General features: G+C 58.1%; 16 protein-coding genes and 1 other annotated feature. Of the genes, 11 read left to right on the top strand and 5 right to left on the bottom strand.

Translation table 11 applies throughout. The features are described from left to right. Nucleotides 1–29: 29 nt before the first annotated feature. Complete coding sequence (locus LJA86_RS18730) at nucleotides 30–965, bottom strand: LysR family transcriptional regulator (protein WP_229226571.1); 936 nt, start codon at nucleotides 963–965, stop codon at nucleotides 30–32. A 109-nt stretch (nucleotides 966–1,074) separates the two neighbouring features. Between LJA86_RS18730 and LJA86_RS18725 the strand changes: the two genes are divergently transcribed. The 3 genes from LJA86_RS18725 to LJA86_RS18715 all read left to right on the top strand — a co-directional run bounded on the left by LJA86_RS18725 (nucleotide 1,075) and on the right by LJA86_RS18715 (nucleotide 4,307). Next, on the top strand, nucleotides 1,075–2,100 hold the full coding sequence (locus LJA86_RS18725; RefSeq protein ID WP_126535073.1) for a zinc-dependent alcohol dehydrogenase family protein: 1,026 nt from the start codon (nucleotides 1,075–1,077) through the stop codon (nucleotides 2,098–2,100). Nucleotides 2,101–2,214: 114 nt separating this feature from the next. Next, entirely contained in the window at nucleotides 2,215–3,027 is an 813-nt protein-coding gene (gene yidA / locus LJA86_RS18720; RefSeq protein WP_008500165.1) for a sugar-phosphatase, read from the top strand. A 50-nt stretch (nucleotides 3,028–3,077) separates the two neighbouring features. After that, nucleotides 3,078–4,307: a DUF3748 domain-containing protein gene (locus LJA86_RS18715; RefSeq protein ID WP_229226570.1), complete on the top strand. Its 1,230-nt coding sequence runs from the start codon at nucleotides 3,078–3,080 to the stop codon at nucleotides 4,305–4,307. Here LJA86_RS18715 and LJA86_RS18710 read toward each other — a convergent pair. Continuing rightward, the gene (locus tag LJA86_RS18710; protein ID WP_032662055.1) at nucleotides 4,304–4,636 is read right to left on the bottom strand and encodes a YceK/YidQ family lipoprotein; all 333 of its coding nucleotides are present in this window, start codon (nucleotides 4,634–4,636) and stop codon (nucleotides 4,304–4,306) included. The two genes, LJA86_RS18715 and LJA86_RS18710, sit on opposite strands and share 4 nt — an antisense overlap. Nucleotides 4,637–4,885: 249 nt before the next feature. Then, nucleotides 4,886–4,957 (top strand) — a sequence feature (ROSE (Repression Of Heat Shock gene Expression) occurs in the 5'-region of heat shock genes and acts as an RNA thermometer to modulate expression.). Between LJA86_RS18710 and ibpA the strand changes: the two genes are divergently transcribed. From ibpA to LJA86_RS18695, 3 genes are all read left to right on the top strand, one after another. After that, nucleotides 4,951–5,361 (top strand): small heat shock chaperone IbpA, encoded by a 411-nt coding sequence (gene ibpA, locus LJA86_RS18705; RefSeq protein ID WP_008500162.1) that lies wholly within the window; start codon nucleotides 4,951–4,953, stop codon nucleotides 5,359–5,361. It overlaps the preceding feature by 7 nt. 136 nt (nucleotides 5,362–5,497) lie before the next feature. Next, a complete protein-coding gene (gene ibpB, locus LJA86_RS18700) occupies nucleotides 5,498–5,926 on the top strand; it encodes a small heat shock chaperone IbpB (RefSeq protein ID WP_008500161.1) in 429 nt (142 codons plus the stop codon). A gap of 172 nt (nucleotides 5,927–6,098) precedes the next feature. Beyond that, nucleotides 6,099–7,760, top strand: a complete 1,662-nt coding sequence (locus LJA86_RS18695; RefSeq protein ID WP_229226569.1) for a putative transporter — start codon at nucleotides 6,099–6,101, stop codon at nucleotides 7,758–7,760. Here LJA86_RS18695 and LJA86_RS18690 read toward each other — a convergent pair. After that, the gene (locus tag LJA86_RS18690; protein ID WP_023618235.1) at nucleotides 7,728–8,474 is read right to left on the bottom strand and encodes a GntR family transcriptional regulator; all 747 of its coding nucleotides are present in this window, start codon (nucleotides 8,472–8,474) and stop codon (nucleotides 7,728–7,730) included. The genes LJA86_RS18695 and LJA86_RS18690 overlap by 33 nt on opposite strands. Before the next feature lie 221 nt (nucleotides 8,475–8,695). Between LJA86_RS18690 and LJA86_RS18685 the strand changes: the two genes are divergently transcribed. The 4 genes from LJA86_RS18685 (at nucleotide 8,696) to LJA86_RS18670 (ending at nucleotide 12,414) form a co-directional block, all read left to right on the top strand. Beyond that, complete coding sequence (locus tag LJA86_RS18685; protein ID WP_024907386.1) at nucleotides 8,696–10,318, top strand: alpha-glucoside-specific PTS transporter subunit IIBC; 1,623 nt, start codon at nucleotides 8,696–8,698, stop codon at nucleotides 10,316–10,318. After that, nucleotides 10,315–11,637: a 6-phospho-alpha-glucosidase gene (locus LJA86_RS18680; protein WP_063622957.1), complete on the top strand. Its 1,323-nt coding sequence runs from the start codon at nucleotides 10,315–10,317 to the stop codon at nucleotides 11,635–11,637. The genes LJA86_RS18685 and LJA86_RS18680 overlap by 4 nt, the downstream gene beginning before the upstream one ends. 92 nt (nucleotides 11,638–11,729) lie before the next feature. Continuing rightward, nucleotides 11,730–12,077 (top strand): YidH family protein, encoded by a 348-nt coding sequence (locus tag LJA86_RS18675; protein ID WP_024907384.1) that lies wholly within the window; start codon nucleotides 11,730–11,732, stop codon nucleotides 12,075–12,077. Then, nucleotides 12,067–12,414, top strand: a complete 348-nt coding sequence (locus LJA86_RS18670) for a DUF202 domain-containing protein (protein ID WP_045909368.1) — start codon at nucleotides 12,067–12,069, stop codon at nucleotides 12,412–12,414. Before LJA86_RS18675 ends, LJA86_RS18670 begins: the two co-directional genes overlap by 11 nt. A gap of 83 nt (nucleotides 12,415–12,497) precedes the next feature. On the opposite strand, the gene dsdA is transcribed toward LJA86_RS18670, so the two are convergent. After that, nucleotides 12,498–13,784: a D-serine ammonia-lyase gene (gene dsdA / locus LJA86_RS18665; protein WP_048030329.1), complete on the bottom strand. Its 1,287-nt coding sequence runs from the start codon at nucleotides 13,782–13,784 to the stop codon at nucleotides 12,498–12,500. A 17-nt stretch (nucleotides 13,785–13,801) separates the two neighbouring features. Beyond that, the gene (dsdX, locus tag LJA86_RS18660) at nucleotides 13,802–15,139 is read right to left on the bottom strand and encodes a D-serine transporter DsdX (RefSeq protein WP_229226568.1); all 1,338 of its coding nucleotides are present in this window, start codon (nucleotides 15,137–15,139) and stop codon (nucleotides 13,802–13,804) included. 204 nt (nucleotides 15,140–15,343) lie between these two features. Here dsdX and dsdC point away from each other — a divergent pair, with 204 nt between their 5' ends. Next, nucleotides 15,344–16,270 (top strand): DNA-binding transcriptional regulator DsdC, encoded by a 927-nt coding sequence (dsdC, locus tag LJA86_RS18655; RefSeq protein ID WP_048030332.1) that lies wholly within the window; start codon nucleotides 15,344–15,346, stop codon nucleotides 16,268–16,270. Nucleotides 16,271–16,291: the final 21 nt, after the last annotated feature.

Here is a 16,291-nt window from a genome sequence, read left to right as displayed (position 1 = left end):
GTGATACCGCACGATAACTGGCCGCGCTTTTAGCGCGGCTTTTTTATGGGCGCAGGCATATCCAGCGACATCACGGACGGTAAACGGTTCGCCAGCGTGTCTATGGCGATTCTTACCCTTAGCGGCAGGTGTGGCGTCTGCTGCCAGACCGCATGGACGTCAAAATGGACATCCGGCGCCTGCTTCAGGAGCGGGACGAGTTTTCCCTGATGGATTTCTTTAATGGCCATCCAGCAGGGGAGCCAGGCAATGCCGTGCCCGGTCAGCGCCGCGTCGCATATGGCCTGCAAATCATCCATATTGAGTGATGAACGGGGAGTAAAGCTGTGCGAGGTCCCTTCATTATCCATCAGCTGCCAGGAGAGGACTCTGCCTGCGCGCAGATAGTTAATCGCCGTATGATGGGGTAAATCAGCCACGCTTTGCGGCTGGCCTTTCTTCTGCAGATAATCCGGCGCGGCACATAGCACCATGCGGTGTTCCCCCAGCTTTCTGGCGACCAGCACGCTGCTGTCCTGCAGCGTGCCGTTACGCACCGCCATATCAAACCCTTCCTCCACCAGATCCACCACGCGGTCGCTGAACGACATTTCAAGCTCAAGCCCGGGGTGTTCCTGCGCCAGTTCAATCAACAGCGGCGCGACGCACTGGCGACCAAAGAGCACCGGCATGGCAACACGCAGGCGGCCACTGACCTGCTGTTTCCCTGTTTCAAGCAGCGACTCTGCGCCCCGAATCTCCTCCAGCGCGCGCAGACAGCGCTCGTAGAACAGGGCGCCGTTATCGGTGAGCCGCTGGCTGCGTGTGGTGCGCTGAAAGAGCCGTACTCCGAGGCGTGCCTCAAGGCGAGCAATGCTTTTTCCCACCGCCGAGCGCGACAGGTGCAGGCGAACTGCGGCCTGTGCAAAGCTTCCTGCCTCCACGGCAGCGACAAAAACAGGAATATCTTTCAGCGTATCGGTCATGGATTGTATCCATTCAGGCATCAATAAAGAGAAAACTTATCGCCACTGGTGACGAAGAGTCAACGCTAGACTGTCGGTACTGAAGCTTATTTGATCGCAGGAGAGAGAAATGACACAGACAATGCAACGCTGGACGATGAACGCCCTCGGGCGCGAGAGCCTCACACTCACTCAGGAGCCCATTCCACAGCCAGGCCCGGGTGAAGTACGCGTACGGGTGAATGCCGTTGCGCTCAACTATCGCGATAAAATGGTGGTTGAAGGCACGATGCCGATTCCGCTTTCCTTCCCGTTTACCCCGGCGTCTGACATGGCGGGCGTCGTAGACAGCGTTGGTGAAGGTGTCACGCGTTTCCAGCCCGGCGCTCGCGTTATCTCAACCTTTTTCCCGGAGTGGATCGACGGTAAACCGCAGGCGGACGCGCGCAATTTGCCCTATAGAACGTCCGGTGGATACTTCCAGGGAATGCTGGCCGAGTATGTGATTGTGAAGGAAGACGCGCTGGCGGCATCGCCGGAAACCCTGGATGACGCAGAGGCCAGCACCTTGCCTTGTGCAGGGCTTACCGCCTGGTTCGCGCTGGTGGAACGCGGCCAGCTGCGCGCCGGGCAATCGGTGCTGGTACAGGGGACGGGCGGCGTGGCGATTTTCGCCCTGCAAATTGCCAAAGCGCACGGCGCAGAGGTATTTGTCACCTCGGGGAGCGATGAAAAGCTGGCGTTGGCCAAAAAACTGGGGGCCAGCCAGGGCATCAACCGCCTGAAAGGCGACTGGGCTGAAAATACGCTGGCACTGACGCAGGATCGCGGCATCGACCATATTATTGAAACCGTGGGCGGGGAGAACCTGAAGCACTCCCTGCGCGCCGTTGCCGTTCATGGACGTATCTCGGTCATTGGCGTGCTGGCCGGCACTGACATTTCGCTCTCTGCTGGCGAACTGTTGCTGAAATCTCCCGTCATTCAGGGGATCGGCGTAGGACACCGCAGGGCGCTGGAAGATTTCGTCCGCGCTGTTGATGTCACCGGACTGAAACCCGTGATTGAGCATCGCTACCGTTTTAACGAGCTTGAACAGGCACTTGAGCATCTGGATCGCGGTGCGTTTGGTAAAATCGTTCTCACTCGCGAGTAATTTTTTATTCCCCGGGATAAGCGTAAAAGGGGGCTTTTGTTGCGCAATATAGCTCTATTTTTGTGTGCTTAATCGCGTTAGCATGAGGCAGCACTCATTTATCCCGGGGAACTCATGGCTATCAAACTTATTGCAATCGATATGGACGGCACGCTGTTGCTGCCAGACCACACTATCTCTCCAGCCGTTAAGAACGCGATCGCCGCGGCACGCGCCAAGGGTGTGAATGTGGTCCTCACCACGGGGCGTCCGTATGCGGGCGTGCACAGCTACCTGAAAGAGCTGCACATGAATCAGCCTGGCGACTACTGCATCACCTATAACGGCGCGCTGGTACAGAAAGCCGCGGATGGCAGTACGGTTGCGCAAACCGCGCTGAGCTACGATGACTACCGGTTCCTGGAAAAACTGTCCCGTGAAGTGGGCTCCCACTTCCACGCCCTCGATCGCAATACGCTTTATACCGCCAACCGTGATATCAGCTACTACACGGTACATGAATCCTACGTGGCGACCATTCCGCTGGTGTTCTGTGAAGCCGAAAAAATGGATCCGGCCACCCAGTTCCTGAAAGTGATGATGATCGACGAGCCGGAGATCCTGGATAAAGCGATTGCGCGCATTCCGGCCGAGGTGAAAGAGAAATACACCGTGCTGAAAAGTGCGCCGTACTTCCTTGAAATCCTCGATAAACGCGTCAATAAAGGCACCGGCGTGAAATCGCTGGCCGACGCGCTGGGCATCAAGCCGGACGAAATCATGGCGCTGGGCGACCAGGAAAACGACATCGCGATGATTGAATTCGCGGGCATGGGCGTGGCGATGGATAACGCCATTCCGTCGGTGAAAGAAGTGGCTAATTTTGTCACCAAATCTAACCTCGAAGACGGCGTGGCTTACGCCATTGAGAAGTTTGTGCTGAACTAAACACCCGCTTGCTATACCCTGATGCGATAACTGCGCATCAGGGTATCCTCATGAAACAAATCACCTTCGCTTCCCGCAACCACCAGCTGACCAACATCAATACCTGGACGCCGGACAGCCAGTGGCTGGTCTATGACGTGCGCCCGTCAGGTGCATCGTTCACCGGAGAAACCATCGAGCGGGTCAACGTCGGCACGGGCGAGGTAGACGTGGTTTACCGCGCCACTGACGGCGCGCACGTTGGCGTGGTGACCGTTCATCCTGCGCAAGAGAAATACGTCTTCATCCACGGTCCGAAAAACCCGGATGCAGACTGGCACTACGATTTTCATCATCGTCAGGGGGTGATTGCGCATCACGGTCAGGTGAGCAACCTGGACGCGATGGATATCACTTCGCCGTACACCCCTGGCGCGCTGCGCGGCGGCAGCCACGTCCATGTCTTCAGCCCGAACGGCCAGCTCGTCAGCTTTACCTATAACGATCACGTGCTGCACGTGCGCGACCCTAAACGTGATTTACGCAACGTCGGCGTGGCGGCGCCTTATGGCCCGGTGAAGCCGCAGGGTAACCATCCCCGCGAATACCCGGGCGCTTACTGGAGCGTGCTGGTCAGCCGCACGACGCCCAACCCGCAACCGGGCAGCGACGAGATTAACCGCGCCTATGAAGAGGGCTGGGTGGGCAACACCAGGCTGGCGTTTATCGGTGATACCCTCTCTGCGCAGGGCGAAAAAGTCCCGGAACTGTTTATCGTCGACCTGCCGGAAGACGAGCAGGGCTGGAAACGCGCGGGCGATGCGCCGCTGCAGGGCACCGAAGAGACCCTGCCAGCCCCGCCTGCAGGGGTGAAGCAGCGTCGTTTGACCTTTACGCATCAGAGGGCCTATCCGGGTCTGGTGAACGTGCCGCGTCACTGGGTTCGCAGCAACCCGCAGGGAACGCAGATCGCGTTTCTGATGCGCGACGATAACGGCATTGTGCAGCTGTGGCTGATATCGCCTGAGGGCGGCGAGCCGCGCCAGCTGACGCAGACCGCGAGCGGTATTCAGTCTGCGTTTAACTGGCATCCGGCGGGTGACCGACTGGGGTTTGTGCTCGAAAACCGGATCGCCTGCTGTGACGCGCAGACTGGAGAGGTGACGTTTTTGACGTCCGATCACGGCAATCCGCCGTCTGCTGATGCCGTCGTGTTTTCTCCGGACGGGCGCTTTATCGCGTGGATGGAAGAGACAGGAGGTTTCCGTCAACTTTGGTTAACGGAAACCGCGCAGAACTAGCGTGGAGGCATGTCAGCGGGCGGGATAACGGCGTTTGTCGCCAGATTCTCCTGCTCGCTTTTTTCTACCCGTGAGCGCACGGAGTTGTCCTTACGAAACATATCCCATGGCAGCAAAAGCGTATCCGCCACAGCCGTAAACGGCATATCCAGGATAACCAGGGATTTGGTGCCCCAGTTTGTATCGTCATCGGAGATCATCGCCGCGCTGGCACGCGTCCCCGGATATGTTCCTTCTTTACCGCCGGTGTGAGACATCACGCTCGAACACCCGCAAAGTAAAACAACCCCGCTGAACGTCGTCAGCTTTATCAGAACATTTTTCATCATCACTCAGTCATCGTTAATGGCACTGCATAGACCTGCAACTCAGGGTTATAACGAGCCTTAACCAAAATGGATAGCCCGATAACCCCGCACTGTGGCAGCCATCGCAATTTAACCCTTTGTGCTGTTGTCCCAGTCTAAGCGAGATGCAGGAAAGTGCAAAAAAAAGTGCAGTCGTCGCGCTTGAAAAGCCCGGTTGCAGACCCATTTTAAGAATACGACCCGATAACGAACTCGCCTGATGGGTGTTCGGGGGGCGCAAAGGCCTGTCCATGGTGGAAGGCTTAATTTTCTCGCTGATTTCAGGAGTTTTATTTATGCGTAACTTCGATCTTTCTCCGCTATACCGTTCTGCAATTGGTTTTGACCGCCTGTTTAACCATTTAGAAAATAACCAAAGCCAGAGCAACGGCTACCCTCCATACAATGTTGAGCTGGTTGACGAAAACCACTACCGCATCGCTATTGCCGTCGCCGGTTTTGCAGAAAACGAACTGGAGATCACCGCGCAGGACAACCTGCTGGTGGTGAAAGGTTCCCATACGGCCGAGCAGAAAGAACGTACCTACCTTTACCAGGGCATCGCTGAGCGCAACTTTGAACGCAAGTTCCAGTTAGCCGAGAACATTCACGTGAAAGGCGCGAACCTGGTTAACGGCCTGCTGTTTATCGAACTGGAACGTGTGATTCCGGAAGAGAAAAAACCGCGTCGTATCGAAATTAACTAATTATGCGGGTCGCGCGAGCGGCCCACCCAGACTTGCTTGCCGTAACGGGAGCATATGCGAATCCATCCGGATTTGCAGGAACAACTGCGCACAAAATTAAACTGTGCCGAACTCGCTTCTCAGAAGGAGATTTAGTATGCGTAACTATGATTTATCCCCCTTACTTCGTCAGTGGATTGGTTTTGACAAACTGGCTAATGCCCTGCAAAACACCGCTGAGCAACAGACGTTTCCGCCGTACAACATCGAAAAAAGCGACGATAACCACTATCGCATCACCCTGGCGCTGGCCGGCTTCCGTCAGGAGGATCTGGATATCCAGCTCGAAGGCACGCGTCTGACCGTGAAAGGTACGCCGGAGAAACAAGAGACCGAGACCAAATGGCTGCATCAGGGGCTGGTTAATCAGCCGTTTAGCCTGAGCTTTACTCTGGCAGACCATATGGACGTCTCCGGCGCAACGTTTACCAACGGGCTGCTGCATATTGACCTGACCCGTAACGTACCGGAAGCCATCGCGCCACAGCGTATCGCCATTAGCGACCGGCCGGCGTTAAACAGTTAACAATCCCACCGAACCTGTAGGTCGGGTAAGGCGCAGCCGCCACCCGACACCGCTCACAGACCGCACAAGGCCCTGCCCCGGCAGGGCTTTTTTGTGCGCCATCGCCCATACAACCGCCCACGGCTCTGAGAGAATCCTTAGCATAACTAAGGTTATGCCAAGGAAGTGGATCATGAGTGATATCGCGTTAACCGTCAGCGTGTTGGCCCTGGTCGCTGTTGTTGGCCTGTGGATAGGGAATATCAAAATCCGCGGCGTCGGGTTTGGGATAGGCGGGGTGCTGTTTGGCGGCATTTTTGTCGGCCACTTTGCCGACCAGCTCGGGCTGGTGCTGAGCGCCGAAATGCTCCACTTTACTCAGGAGTTCGGCCTGATCCTGTTCGTCTATACCATCGGGATTCAGGTGGGGCCGGGTTTTTTCGCCTCTCTTCGTGTCTCCGGCTTACGGCTCAACCTGTTTGCCCTCGGCATTGTGGTGATGGGCGGGCTGGTCACCGCCATTTTGCATAAGATCTTTGCTATTCCTCTGCCCGTAGTGCTGGGCATTTTCTCCGGGGCGGTCACCAACACGCCCGCGCTCGGTGCCGGTCAGCAAATCCTGCGCGATTTGGGCATCGAACCCGGCATCGTCGACCAGATGGGGATGAGCTACGCCATGGCCTATCCGTTTGGCATTTGCGGCATTCTGCTCTCCATGTGGCTGGTCCGCGTCCTGTTTCGCATTAACGTCGATAAAGAGGCAAAGGACCACGAAACCACGCTCACCAACGGCCATATGCCGATCAAAACCATCAACATTCGGGTTGATAACCCCAACCTGAACAATATGGCGATTCAGGACGTGCCGATCCTGAACAGCGCCAATATCATCTGCTCCCGCCTTAAGCGCGACGATATGCTGATGGTGCCCGCGCCCGGCACCATCATTCAGCAAGGCGATCTGCTGCACCTGGTGGGCCAGCCCGGCGATTTGAACAACGCCCGTCTGGTGATTGGTCAGGAAGTGGATACCTCGCTCTCCACGCGCGGCACCGATATGCGGGTGGAGCGCGTTGTGGTGACTAACGAGCACGTACTGGGTAAAAAAATACGCGATCTGCAGGTAAAAGAGCGCTATGACGTGGTGATCTCCCGCCTCAACCGTGCGGGTGTCGAGCTTGTCGCCAGCCCCGAGGCCAGCCTGCAGTTCGGGGATATCCTCAACCTGGTGGGTCGCCCCTCGTCCATCGACGCCGTGGCGGATATGGTGGGTAACGCCCAACAGAAACTGCAGCAGGTGCAGATGCTGCCGGTGTTCATCGGTATTGGGCTTGGCGTACTCCTTGGCTCCATCCCGCTTTACGTGCCGGGCTTCCCGGTGGCGCTCAAGCTGGGCCTGGCGGGCGGGCCGCTGATTATGGCGCTGATCCTCGGGCGTATCGGCTGCATCGGTAAGCTCTACTGGTTTATGCCGCCGAGCGCCAACCTGGCGCTGCGCGAGCTGGGCATCGTGCTGTTCCTGGCGGTGGTCGGGCTGAAGTCCGGCGGGGATTTTGTCGATACGCTGATCAAAGGCGAAGGGATGAGCTGGGTCGGCTACGGCATCTTTATCACGGCGATTCCGTTGCTGACGGTGGGCATACTGGCGCGGATGTTCGCCAAAATGAACTACCTGACGCTGTGCGGCATGCTGGCGGGCTCCATGACCGATCCGCCCGCGCTGGCCTTTGCCAACAACCTGCACAGCACCAGCGGCGCGGCTGCGCTCTCCTATGCCACCGTCTACCCGCTGGTGATGTTCCTGCGCATCATTACGCCGCAGCTACTGGCGGTGCTGTTCTGGGGGATGGGCTAGCAGGTCGTCCGGGTGGATGCGTCGCAGATGGTAGTCCACCTGGTAATCACTGGTATTGCGGAACATCACGGAATAATTGAGGAACTCGCCGCTGTCGCTGTAGGAAAGGGAGGTGATACGCAGCAGCGGCGTCTGTTCCGGCAGGTTCATATAACCCGCCAGCTGCTTATCGGCCAGCACCGGCGTCAGGCTCTCGTAGTTGCCGCTGATGGTGATCCCGCACTCCTTCTCGATGTAATCAAACTTTGACCCTTCAAGATGCGCCAGCGACAGATTGCGAAACAGCTTCACCGGCATAAAGCTGTCCTCCAGCATCAGCGGCTTTCCGTCCACGTAGCGCACCCGTCGGGAAAAGTAGATCCGCTCATCCACCTGAATTCGCAGCTGGCTGGCGATGGCGGGCGGGGCGGGCATCACTTCGAACTGCAGCACCTTGCTCTGCACCTCTTTTCCCTGCTGACGCAACACCTCCACCAGCCCGGTCAGGTTGGTGGTTTCGTGGTGAACGTCTTTGCGTGACACAAACGTGCCGCTGCCGTGCCGCCGTTCAACCAGCCCCCAGCTCACCAGCAGATCCAGCGCCTTGCGGATGGTCATTCGCGCCACGCCGAACTCCTGCGCCAGCGCTTTCTCGCCCGGCAGCGGACTGCCGATATTGTAGTCCGACGAATTCAGCCGCAGCCGCAATCTGTCAGCAATGGATTTGTAGATCACCAGTAGACCTCTCTGCCCTTATCAGGGCGTGGATGGCGTCCTGACATGTCCATATTTACCGTAAAAAGTAGACCTGATTGGTCAAAATAAAACCATGAATGCGATCACGAATCGCAGCGGCACGCCATGTTCGCGCATCAGTAAGTTCTTATGCTCACCTCAGGCCAGCAAAAAACCATAAAGGCCTCTACCCCTACAGGTTGTTTCATGAGGATTTAAAAATGCTCAGTCAAATACAACGTTTTGGCGGTGCCATGTTTACCCCGGTGTTGCTGTTTCCGTTCGCCGGGATCGTGGTGGGAATCGCCATCATGCTTCGCAACCCGCTGTTTGTCGGCGAAGCCTTAACGGCCCCCGATCATCTTTTCGCGCAGATTGTTCACATCATTGAAGAGGGCGGCTGGGCGGTGTTCCGCAATATGCCGCTGATTTTTGCCGTCGGCCTGCCGATTGGCCTGGCGAAGCAGGCCCAGGGCCGTGCCTGTCTGGCGGTGCTGATTAGCTTCCTGACCTGGAACTACTTCATCAACGCGATGGGGATGACCTGGGGCCACTTCTTTGGCGTCGACTTCTCCGCCGAACCGACGGCCGGTAGCGGGCTGGCGATGATTGCCGGCATCAAAACGCTCGATACCAGCATCATCGGTGCAATCGTGATTTCAGGCATCGTCACCGCCATCCATAACCGCTATTTTGACAAGCCGCTGCCGGTGTTTCTGGGGATTTTCCAGGGCAGCTCGTTTGTCGTTATCCTCGCGTTCTTCGTCATGATCCCCTGCGCCTGGCTGACGCTGCTGGGCTGGCCGAAAGTGCAGATGGGCATTGAGTCCCTGCAGGCGTTCCTGCGCTCTGCCGGGGCGCTGGGCGTGTGGGTCTATACCTTCCTGGAACGCATTCTGATCCCAACCGGATTGCACCACTTCGTCTACGGTCCGTTCATCTTCGGCCCGGCGGCGGTGGAAGGGGGGATTCAGGTCTACTGGGCGCAGCATCTGCAGGAATTCAGCCAGAGCACCCTGCCGCTGAAAACCCTCTTCCCGGAAGGCGGCTTCGCCCTGCACGGTAACTCAAAAGTGTTCGGCTCGGTCGGGATTGCGCTGGCGATCTGGTACACCGCGTCGCCGGAAAACCGCGTCAAGGTCGCGGGGCTGCTGGTCCCGGCCACGCTTACCGCGGTGCTGGTGGGCATTACCGAACCGCTCGAATTCACCTTCCTGTTTATCTCGCCACTGCTGTTTGCCGTTCACGCCGTGCTGGCGGCGACCATGGCGACGGTGATGTACACCTTCGGCGTGGTCGGGAACATGGGCGGCGGCCTGCTGGACCAGTTCCTGCCGCAAAACTGGATCCCGATGTTCCATAACCACGCCGCGACGGTCTTTACCCAGATCGGCATTGGCGTCTGCTTCACCGGAATTTACTTCGTGGTTTTCAAAACGCTGATTGCACGTCTGAACCTGAAAACCCCGGGCCGGGAGGAGAGCGAAATCAAGCTCTACAGCAAGGCCGACTATAAGGCGGCGCGCGGGCAAACCACCGCCCCGGCCGCGGCCAGCCAGCAGGTCGGGCAGGCCGCCGGATTCCTGCAGGCGCTCGGCGGCGCGGCCAACATCGAAAGCATCAACAACTGCGCCACCCGCCTGCGCATCGCCCTGGTCGATATGGCGAAAACGCAAAGCGATGACGTCTTCAAAGCCCTCGGCGCCCACGGCGTGGTGCGACGCGGCAACGGCATTCAGGTGATTGTCGGCCTGCACGTTCCTCAGGTGCGCGACCAGCTGGAATCGCTGATGAAAACCCCCTTAACGAATGAACAAACCACCCTGACAGAGGCTATATCATGAAAAAATTCTCAGTTGTCATTGCAGGCGGCGGCAGCACCTTTACGCCTGGTATCGTCCTGATGCTGTTAGCCAACCGTGACCGTTTCCCGCTGCGCGCGCTGAAGTTCTATGACAACGACGGCGCGCGTCAGGAGACCATCGCCGAAGCGTGCAAAATCATCCTTAAGGAACAGGCTCCGGAGATTGAATTCAGCTACACCACCGATCCGAAAGCGGCCTTTAGCGATGTCGATTTCGTGATGGCGCATATCCGCGTGGGCAAATACCCGATGCGCGAAAAAGATGAAAAAATCCCGCTGCGCCACGGCGTGCTAGGCCAGGAAACCTGCGGCCCGGGCGGGATTGCCTACGGCATGCGCTCTATCGGCGGCGTGCTGGAGCTGGTGGATTACATGGAGCAGTACTCTCCGAACGCGTGGATGCTGAACTACTCCAACCCGGCGGCGATTGTCGCGGAAGCCACGCGCCGCCTGCGTCCGAACGCCAAAATCCTCAATATCTGCGATATGCCGATCGGCATCGAAGGGCGCATGGCACAGATTGTCGGCCTGAAAGACCGCAAAGAGATGCGCGTGCGCTACTACGGCCTGAACCATTTCGGCTGGTGGACGTCAATTGAAGACCTGAACGGCAACGATCTGATGCCGAAGCTGCGCGAATACGTGGCGAAAAACGGTTATGTCCCGCCTTCTGACAACGCTCACACCGAGGCGAGCTGGAACGATACGTTCGCCAAAGCCAAAGACGTGCAGGCGCTGGATCCGGATACCATGCCGAACACCTACCTGAAGTATTATCTCTTCCCGGACTACGTGGTCGCGCATTCCAACCCGGAACGCACTCGCGCCAATGAGGTCATGGATCACCGTGAGAAGCACGTGTTCAGTTCCTGCCGGGCGATTATCGAGGCGGGAAAATCCTCCGCCGGTGAGCTGGAAATCGACGAACACGCGTCGTACATCGTCGATCTGGCAACCGCCATTGCCTTTAACACCCAAGAGCGGATGCTGCTGATTGTGCCAAACAACGGGGCCATCCATAACTTTGATGCCGACGCGATGGTGGAGATCCCGTGCCTGGTAGGCCATAACGGACCGGAGCCGCTCACGGTGGGCGATATTCCGCACTTCCAGAAAGGGCTGATGAGCCAGCAGGTGGCGGTGGAAAAACTGGTGGTGGATGCCTGGGAGCAGCGCTCGTACCAGAAACTCTGGCAGGCGATTACCCTGTCGAAAACCGTGCCGAGCGCGTCCGTCGCGAAAGCGATTCTGGATGACCTGATCGAGGCCAACAAGGATTACTGGCCAGAGCTGCACTGATCGTCCCGACCGGCATCGCCCGATGCCGGTCTCCTTGTCCTTGTCGATTTACGCTATGCTGAAGCCTGCCCGTTGCACGACAAGGAACCTTCATGAAAATTTCCCGCCTCGGCGAAGCGCCGGACTACCGCTTCTCGCTGGCTAATGAACGCACGTTTTTAGCGTGGATCCGCACCGCGCTGGGATTCCTTGCCGCCGGGGTGGGGCTCGACCAGCTCGCGCCTGATTTCGCCACGCCGCTGATTCGCGAGGTGCTGGCGCTGCTGCTGTGCCTGTTCGCGGGCGTGCTGGCGATTTACGGCTACCTGCGCTGGCTGCGCAATGAAAAAGCGATGCGTCTGAAGCAGGATCTGCCCTATACGCGTGGATTACTTATCATCAGCGCGATTTTGCTGGCGGTGGCGGGGGTGGTGATGGTGCTGGTGTTCTATGGCGGATAGCCGCAAAGCGCGACGCGAAGCGGACCCCGGCCTGCAGCCGGAGCGGACGTCACTCGCCTGGCTGCGCACGCTGCTGGGGTATGGTGCGCTGATTGCCCTGGCGATTAAGCACAACTGGCACCGTACCGGGGTGCCGTTCTGGATCTCGCTTGTTGTGCTGGCGCTGGTGGCGATCGTTTTATGGCGCTATACCCGCAGTCGTAACCTGATGGACGTGGCAAAGGAGGATGTTGTGCAGCCGAAGGCGGTGCGGGATAAGTTCCTGATTGCGCTGGCTGTGCTTTCTCTCTCTCTGCTGTTTGCGATGACCCACATTCAGCAAATTGTGAGCTTTTAAAGCCCGGTGGCGGCTACGCCTTACCGGGCCTACAACTGCCGCGAACCGTAGGCCGGGTAAGGCGCAGCCGCCACCCGGCATAATTACTTCCCTTTCGCCAGATACTTCGCCATCTCGTCTTCCGGCACCATGCCGCCGCCGGTCGCCCACACCAGGTGGGTAACGCTGGCATCTGAAGGCACGCGCAGCGGTCCGGCCATGCCCGCCAGCGCGGACGGTTCCAGCCGAATGCCTTCCTCCTGTGCCAGCCAGCCGAGCATGTCGTACATGCTCTGATCGGAAAGCGTATAGAACCCGTCAAGCAGGCGCTCCATCGCGCGGCCCACGAAGCCGGACGCGCGTCCTACCGCCAGCCCGTCCGCTGCCGTTACGTTATCAATGCCCAGGTCCTGTACGGCAATCTCGTCGTGCAGGCCGGTGTAGACGCCCAGCAGCATGCACGGGGAGTGCGTGGGCTCCGCGAAGAAGCAGTGGACGTTGTCACCAAAGGCCAGCTTCAGGCCAAACGCCACGCCGCCAGGGCCGCCGCCGACGCCGCACGGCAGATAGACGTACAGCGGATGATCGGCATCCACCACGCGGCCCTGTGCGGCAAACTGCGCCTTTAGCCGCTCGCCTGCCACCGCGTAGCCCAGGAACAGGGTGCGGGAGTTTTCATCGTCAATGAAGAAACAGTTCGGATCGCTTTCTGCCGCTTTGCGTCCCTGCTCCACCGCCACGCCGTAATCCTGCTCATATTCCACGACGATGACGCCGTGGCTGCGCAGTTTGGCTTTCTTCCACTCGCGGGCGTCGGCGGACATATGCACCGTCACCTTAAAGCCGATGCGGGCGCTCATGATACCGATGGACATCCCCAGGTTGCCGGTTGAGCCTACCGCAATGCTGTACTGGCTGAAGAAGTCCTTAAAGCGCGGCTCCAGCAGGATGCTGTAGTCATCCTCCACGCTCAGCAACCCGGCGTCCAGAGCCAGTTTTTCCGCGTGGGTCAGCACCTCATAGATACCGCCGCGCGCTTTAATCGAGCCGGAAATCGGCAGATGGCTGTCTTTTTTCAGCAGCAGCGTGCCGGGAATAGACTTAGCAGATTCTTTCTCCAGCCGCGCCTGCATTGCCGGGATCGCGACCAGTTCGGATTCAATAATCCCACCCGTTGCCGCCGTCTCCGGGAAGGCTTTCGCCAGATACGGCGCGAAGCGGTTGAGTCGCGCATGGGCGTCGTCCACGTCGGCTTTGGTCAGCCCGACATAGGGCAGCCCTTCCGCCAGCGTGGTGGTGCGCGGGTTAAGCCAGGTGGTTTCTTTCAGGGCAATCAGATCCTCAACCAGAGGAAACTGTGCGGTTAAAGTAGTGATAGTTGCGTTTTCCATAATACGTCTCTTCGCGCTCAGATAATGAAAGAAAGCAGGAATGTGCCGCCAAGTGCAAGCACCGAGGCGATAAACGTCGCCGTCGTATAGTATTTGAAGGTCTCATTCAGGGTCGCGCCGCAGTACTGCTTCACCAGCCAGAAGAGGGAGTCGGTCACGATCGTGCAGCCAATTGCGCCGGAACCGATGGCAATGGTAATGATCTCCGGACTGACGTTCGGGTAGAGCGGCAGCATCGGCGCGACGATGGCCGTGGCGCCCATCATCGCGACCGTGGCGGAGCCAACGGCGGCATGCAGCACCAGCGCCACCAGCCAGGCGAGCAGAATAGGGTGCATGTGCAGGTTCGAGAGAATATGCGCCAGCGAGTCCGCCAGTCCGCTGGTTTTCAGGATGGCGTTGAACGCGCCGCCCGCGCCGATAATCAGCAAAATGTTGGCGATAGAGCCAAAGCCGTGCTCCGTATGGGTCAGCATCGCGCCCATTCCCATGTGCTGGCGGATCCCCAGCAGGTAGTAGGCGACAAACACGGCGATAAACATCGCGGTGATGGGGTTGCCGATAAACTCCAGCAGCGTATACAGCGTGCCGTCTTTTGCCATATTCAGTTCGGCGATGGTCTTCACCAGCATCAGGGCAATCGGCAGCAGCACCGTTAACAGCGTGGCGCCCAGCGACGGCAGGGTGTGTTCTTCCCGCACCTTCAGGTCTGAAAATTCCGCCGGAACCGGTTTAAACGGCAGACGATTGCCGAGCAGTTTCAGGAACAGCGGGCCGCCGACCAGAGAGGCCATCAGGCCCACCAGCAGGCCGTAGACGATTACCGTCCCGACGTCCGCCCCTAATTTATTGGTCACAAACAGCGCGGCCGGATGCGGCGGCACCACGCAGTGCACCGCCATCAGCGCGGTACAGAGCGGAATGGCCAGCTTAAGCAGCGACGTGTGGGTCTTTTTGGCGATGGAAAACGCCAGTGGGATCAGCAGGACCACGCCCACTTCCACGAACAGCGTAATGCCGCAGATCAGGCCCACCAGCACCATAATCACGTCTGCTGACAGCCAGCGGCAGCGCTGCAGGGCGATCCCGATGCGCTCTGCCGCGCCGGAAACCTCCATCATCTTGCCGAGAATGGTCCCAAGACCAATCACGGCCGCCAGGAAGCCCAGCGTGCCGCCAATCCCGCTCTCAATGGCGTTTACCATATCCAGCGGGCTCATTCCCATCATTGCGCCGACGAAAAAGCTCGCCAGCAGCAGCGCGAGGAACGGGTGAAACTTCAGTTTTACGATGGTTAAAACAATCAACACAATGCTGACCAGCAGCGTTGCCACAACCCAGACCTGAGATCCCATATCTCACCTCACCATTATGTCATCTGGGGGTATTGGACGAAAAAGCGGCGTGGGCTGACAAACGATATAAATTGGCGTTCAGGTGAGCCAGATTGAATCAACTGAGTGACTGCGCTCTAAAAAACGCACTTAATCCGCATTAGGTTCACATAAATTCACCCTTAAACGGTATGCTGAGCGCAGAAACCACGCGTGAGAATTGTGATGACCGATGCAAATGAAGCCAGAAACCGGCTGCTCAACGGCTGGCAACTGTCGAAAATGTACACCTTTGAAGTGGCGGCCCGGCATGAATCCTTCGCGCTGGCGGCGGAGGAACTGTCGCTTAGCCCCAGCGCGGTGAGCCACCGCATTAATCTGCTGGAAGAGGAGCTGGGTATTCAGCTGTTTGTCCGTTCGCACCGTAAAGTCGAGTTGACGCAGGAGGGAAAGCGCGTTTACTGGACGCTAAAATCGTCCCTCGACACCCTGAATCAGGAGATCCTGGACATCAAAAACCAGGCGCTGTCCGGCACGCTGACGGTCTACTCCCGGCCGTCGATCGCCCAGTGCTGGCTGGTACCCATGCTGGGCGACTTTACCCGCCGCTATCCGTCAATTTCGCTCACCATCCTGACCGGTAATGATTACGTCAATATGCAGCGAACAGGTGTCGATCTGGCGCTCTACTTCGACGATACCCCGCCAAACCATCTGTCTCACCACTTCCTGATGGACGAAGAGATTTTGCCCGTCTGCTCGCCGCAGTATGCCCGCGAGCATGAGCTATTGAAAAACCCCGATAACCTCAGCCACTGCACGCTGCTGCATGACCGTCAGGCCTGGAGTAATGATTCTGGTACGGATGAGTGGCTGAGCTGGGCGCAGCACTTTGCGGTGAATATGCCGCCATCATCGGGCATTGGTTTCGATCGTTCCGATTTGGCGATCATTGCGGCCATCAACCACGTCGGCGTCGCGATGGGCAGAAAGCGGCTGGTGCAAAAACGGCTTGAACGGGGCGAACTGATCGCTCCGTTTGGTGACAAGACCCTGAAATGTCATCAGCACTACTATATTTCGACGCTTTCTGGCCGTCAGTGGCCGAAAATTGACGCCTTTATCAGCTGGCTGAGAGAACTGGCAGGTTGAAGAATTATTACGCTTTCGCGC

The organism is Enterobacter sp. TCD1-1 (assembly GCF_020567405.1).
GTDB lineage: Bacteria > Pseudomonadota > Gammaproteobacteria > Enterobacterales > Enterobacteriaceae > Enterobacter > Enterobacter quasiroggenkampii.
The sequence above is the reverse complement of the archived record's forward strand: the minus strand, read 5'-3'. Positions and strand labels throughout refer to the sequence as shown.